The following is a 3,383-nucleotide window of genomic DNA, read 5'->3' on the forward strand; positions in this document are numbered from 1 at the left end:
GGCGCGGACACTTTGTCTTTCAGTCCCATCACCACGGAGAGGTTCATCTTCATTCGGATGTCCTTCATACAAAAAAGAGAGCTAATCGCTCTCTTGTGTTTCGGTTCGTTGCCGTGCCAGCTCGCGGAACAGTAATAAATCGTCGTAGCTGAGGGCGTCTATTTCGCTCGGCGGCCAGTGAAAGACCATGGCGATGTCAGCGTAATAGTCCTCAACCCGGTTTATCAGAGTTCCGTGTTCACGAAAAAAGAGGCGATGGTGGTCAAAAGTGGCGCCCAGTTCTCCGGTGGCAGGTTCAGCAAATCACGCTCAGTCAGAGACGAAATGCGCGGCAGCAGGACTTCACCGGCATCAAATTTCATCTCACACACATCAATCAGACTGAGCCCGCGCAGGTTGCCCGAATGCGGCTTGCGAATGTCCACCGTGTTGATTTCCACACCATCTTTCACGATAGGGGTGGCCAGCGTGGCCGTTTTCACTTCAGCCTGATTGTTAATCGGAGTTGCCATAGCCGAGTTCTTCCTTCAGTTCGTTGAGTCGGGTCTTGCGACCGCCTTTGTTCGGGTCGAGTTTCATCACCGCATCAAACAGCGCGTACGCTTTCTCTGTGTCGCCGTCTGCGTCATACCAGTCGCCTGCCAGACGGAACATCTTCACCTTGAGCGGCGCGTTGGTGGCGAGGTGTCCGGCCTGCAAATCGGTAACCGCCTGAAGCAGGTAGTCGCGGTTAAACGCCAGTTTCTCTTTCGAGGCACTGTGCGAGTACTGGAACACGATGTCACAGAACGCGGTCTGGCCGTTTGACTTCCAGCTGTCCGGCGTTTCCAGTCCCATGTCGATGGCCGCCCGGAAGCTGTCGTGTACCGTCGTCAGTTGGCCTAAATCGACCTGCCACTGATAAAACCACCACACCACATCGAGATTACCGAGGTCGGTGTGAGTGGTGAGAAGCTTCTCAACCAGCGGTTGGTATTTCTTCACCAGTTCAGCTTTGTACGGGTCTTTTTCCTGAGAGCCGGCCAGCGTGCGCAGGAACGCCAAATCCTGTTTGAGCATGGCCTGCGTTTCTTCCCACGGTTTGTCGGCCAGCGTCGGGCGGGCGCTTTTGCCCGTCGCTGCGGGTTGCGCCGTGGCTGGCATCGGCTTGGCCTGAGCCGCCTTTTGCTGCTGAGCTTGCCGCTTTAACAAAATCGATAACATGTCACGCCCCTTATTGTGAGATGAGTTCATAGCCGTTGAACAACACTTCCAGCTGACCGTCTTTGACGTTCAGCGTAAGCGGGTCCACCGTCCAGGCATCCGTGAGGGTGTAGACTTTGCCGCTGTTGAGCTCGAGTGTGATGTTCTCATCCACGAACGCTTTGATGGCGTCTTCGTCGGTGGCTTTGGCGTGCACGATGGTGGCTTTGATGTAGGGCGCGCCGTCGTACACTTCGCTGTGTCCCAGCACGCCGTCATCGCCCATGACCGCTTCACGCTTGAGGTTACCAAACCCGATTTCTGCGCCTTCTTTAATGGGCAGGCGACCCAGAGAGCCGGCGTTCAGTACGGCGCGGCTGGTGATGGTGGTTCCCATGGCTTACTTCCTGAATTGAATTTTGCCGGCAACGATGATCAATCCGTTCACGAACTGCGGTGAGTCCTGATAGTTGATCCGCTGCTTGTTGGTGTCATCGAGCTCAACAATGAGCGACTTCTTGTAGCCGTCGAAGTCTTGCACGATGCCGTTGTATTCCAGCTCTTTGTACAGCGCCAGCAGCTCGGTTTTGAACATGCTGGGCGTGACAATTGCCTGTCCCGGCGCAAAGCGGGTGCCGTCTTTAGCCACTTTGAAACGGGCGTATTTGCTTAAGATGCGTGAGCGTTGTTTCTGACGAAAATACATCGCCGTGGCCGGCGTCATGATGTCGAGGTAGCTGTTATCGGCAATCCCCGACGCGTTTTCGGTGTAAGCGGTGACCGCGCGCTCCACCTGCACTTCTTTGGTAGAGGTGACGACGTACGTGCCCATCCCTTCATGGAGCAGCAGATTACGCTCGGCCCAGTCAAACTCGGTGTCCGCAATGGAGTAGACGCCGCTCATCTTGAGTGTTTGCAGCGGGCGGCACGGGTCGTTCGCCAGTGACGGCGCAATTTGTCCCGCCCAGGCACCAATCGCCGCCGCATCCGTCAGCGCTTCATTGGCAGAGTTACCGAGCGCGTTCACCGGCATAAAGCTGATCAGCGGGCAATTGCTTTTATTGGCAAAAGTGATGAGCTCCGCATGGGTGCCTTTTTTCGGGATGTAAGCCACACCGGGGATCTGCTGCAGCGCCTGATAACGCTTTTCCAGAAACTCGCCCAAATCGCGGATGGTGGTGTCATCATTGAGCGAGCAGAGGATGTGGTGGTACTGCACATCACCCAGAGCCGCCAGTGCCGACATGGTATCGGCCGCGTCCACGCTGATGGCGTAGACGGGCATGCTTTCATCCTGCTTGCGAAAGTAGGTCACCATATCGACGATGTCGGAGGCGCCGAACTGCGCCTGCGCTTTGGTTTCATCCAAACACAATACGACGGTGTTGGGCGCCACCGGGGCACCCGCAACCGCGTTGCCGATCACCAGGCATCGTTGCTGGTCTTCCGCGCTGTTGGCCAGGCTGTTGTCGATTTCGACATACATGCCGGGCACATAAGCGCTGGCCGGAACCTCTGAGAAGCTGATGCTCATTGGCCGTTCTCCTTATTCGTTGCCGCTTTCGTGGTGACGAGTACGACGGATTGGTCTTTAATGCGACGCAGCCAGTAAGGGTTACGCGGCTTCTCTTCGCCCGCGGCCTTTAACGGCTCGCGGGTTTCCGGGTCACGAACCAGTAACCCTTTTTGTGGTTTGACTTTGATGGTTTGCATTTAACTTTCCACGTCAGTTGTAAAGTGCCCGGCCGCCATGGCGAGCAGCTCGCGCTCAAGTACAGGCGTCCAGCCGATGAAGGTACGCCGCGGCATCTGATAGTTCTGTTTGACCCGCCGCCCGCCTTGCCAGCGTCCGGTCTTACTGTCGAAGAAGCCATTCACGTGGGTGGTAAACGAGAGCTGGCTGCCCTGATTGTGCTCCTGGCCGATTCGCCCGGCGACGCCCGCCAGACCCACTTCAAAATGGTGTTCGTCGGCCTGCGTGCGCAGGGATTTCGACAGGCCCATCAACATGTTCTTGTTGTTGACGGTATGGCGTAACGATGTCCCGTCCCGCAGGCTCACTTTTTTGCGACCCGTGCGGCTCTGGTACGGGTTATTCTCAATGTCCCGCTGCGCCCGGATTTGAGCGCGGAAGAACTGGCGCGCACGGTTGGCCATGCGCCGGTTCAAATCCAGTTTTTCAGTGGCGGTCAGCACCAGAC

General features: G+C 56.7%; 7 protein-coding genes. All 7 read right to left on the reverse strand.

The annotated features are described in order from the left end of the window. Nucleotides 1-81 precede the first annotated feature (81 nt). The 7 genes from JIG40_RS01885 to JIG40_RS01915 are packed head-to-tail and all read right to left on the reverse strand — an operon-like array spanning nucleotide 82 to nucleotide 3,381. Nucleotides 82-189: a GpE family phage tail protein gene (locus JIG40_RS01885; protein WP_075990070.1), complete on the reverse strand. Its 108-nt coding sequence runs from the start codon at nucleotides 187-189 to the stop codon at nucleotides 82-84. A 35-nt stretch (nucleotides 190-224) separates the two neighbouring features. Continuing rightward, nucleotides 225-512, reverse strand: a complete 288-nt coding sequence (locus JIG40_RS01890) for a phage tail assembly protein (RefSeq protein WP_020432125.1) — start codon at nucleotides 510-512, stop codon at nucleotides 225-227. Further along, the gene (gpM, locus tag JIG40_RS01895) at nucleotides 496-1,203 is read right to left on the reverse strand and encodes a phage terminase small subunit (RefSeq protein ID WP_199464681.1); all 708 of its coding nucleotides are present in this window, start codon (nucleotides 1,201-1,203) and stop codon (nucleotides 496-498) included. Before gpM ends, JIG40_RS01890 begins: the two co-directional genes overlap by 17 nt. Before the next feature lie 10 nt (nucleotides 1,204-1,213). Further along, complete coding sequence (locus JIG40_RS01900; RefSeq protein ID WP_004726844.1) at nucleotides 1,214-1,579, reverse strand: phage tail tube protein; 366 nt, start codon at nucleotides 1,577-1,579, stop codon at nucleotides 1,214-1,216. A gap of 3 nt (nucleotides 1,580-1,582) precedes the next feature. After that, nucleotides 1,583-2,716, reverse strand: coding sequence for a phage tail sheath subtilisin-like domain-containing protein (locus JIG40_RS01905; protein ID WP_199464682.1), 1,134 nt, complete (start codon nucleotides 2,714-2,716; stop codon nucleotides 1,583-1,585). After that, the gene (locus JIG40_RS01910) at nucleotides 2,713-2,895 is read right to left on the reverse strand and encodes a DUF2635 domain-containing protein (RefSeq protein ID WP_047462889.1); all 183 of its coding nucleotides are present in this window, start codon (nucleotides 2,893-2,895) and stop codon (nucleotides 2,713-2,715) included. Before JIG40_RS01910 ends, JIG40_RS01905 begins: the two co-directional genes overlap by 4 nt. After that, nucleotides 2,896-3,381, reverse strand: coding sequence for a phage virion morphogenesis protein (locus tag JIG40_RS01915; protein WP_244662623.1), 486 nt, complete (start codon nucleotides 3,379-3,381; stop codon nucleotides 2,896-2,898). Between the last annotated feature and the right edge of the window lie 2 nt (nucleotides 3,382-3,383).

Source organism: Vibrio sp. bablab_jr001 (assembly GCF_016464285.1).
GTDB classification, from domain to species: Bacteria; Pseudomonadota; Gammaproteobacteria; order Enterobacterales; family Vibrionaceae; genus Vibrio; species Vibrio fluvialis.

Bases quoted from the DNA above. Each gene is read 5' to 3' on its own strand.
- JIG40_RS01910 (WP_047462889.1), bottom strand. From the start codon at position 2,895: ATGCAAACCATCAAAGTCAAACCACAAAAAGGGTTACTGGTTCGTGAC.
- JIG40_RS01905 (WP_199464682.1), bottom strand. From the start codon at position 2,716: ATGAGCATCAGCTTCTCAGAGGTTCCGGCCAGCGCTTATGTGCCCGGC.
- JIG40_RS01890 (WP_020432125.1), bottom strand. From the start codon at position 512: ATGGCAACTCCGATTAACAATCAGGCTGAAGTGAAAACGGCCACGCTG.
- JIG40_RS01900 (WP_004726844.1), bottom strand. From the start codon at position 1,579: ATGGGAACCACCATCACCAGCCGCGCCGTACTGAACGCCGGCTCTCTG.
- gpM (WP_199464681.1), bottom strand. From the start codon at position 1,203: ATGTTATCGATTTTGTTAAAGCGGCAAGCTCAGCAGCAAAAGGCGGCT.
- JIG40_RS01885 (WP_075990070.1), bottom strand. From the start codon at position 189: ATGGTCTTTCACTGGCCGCCGAGCGAAATAGACGCCCTCAGCTACGAC.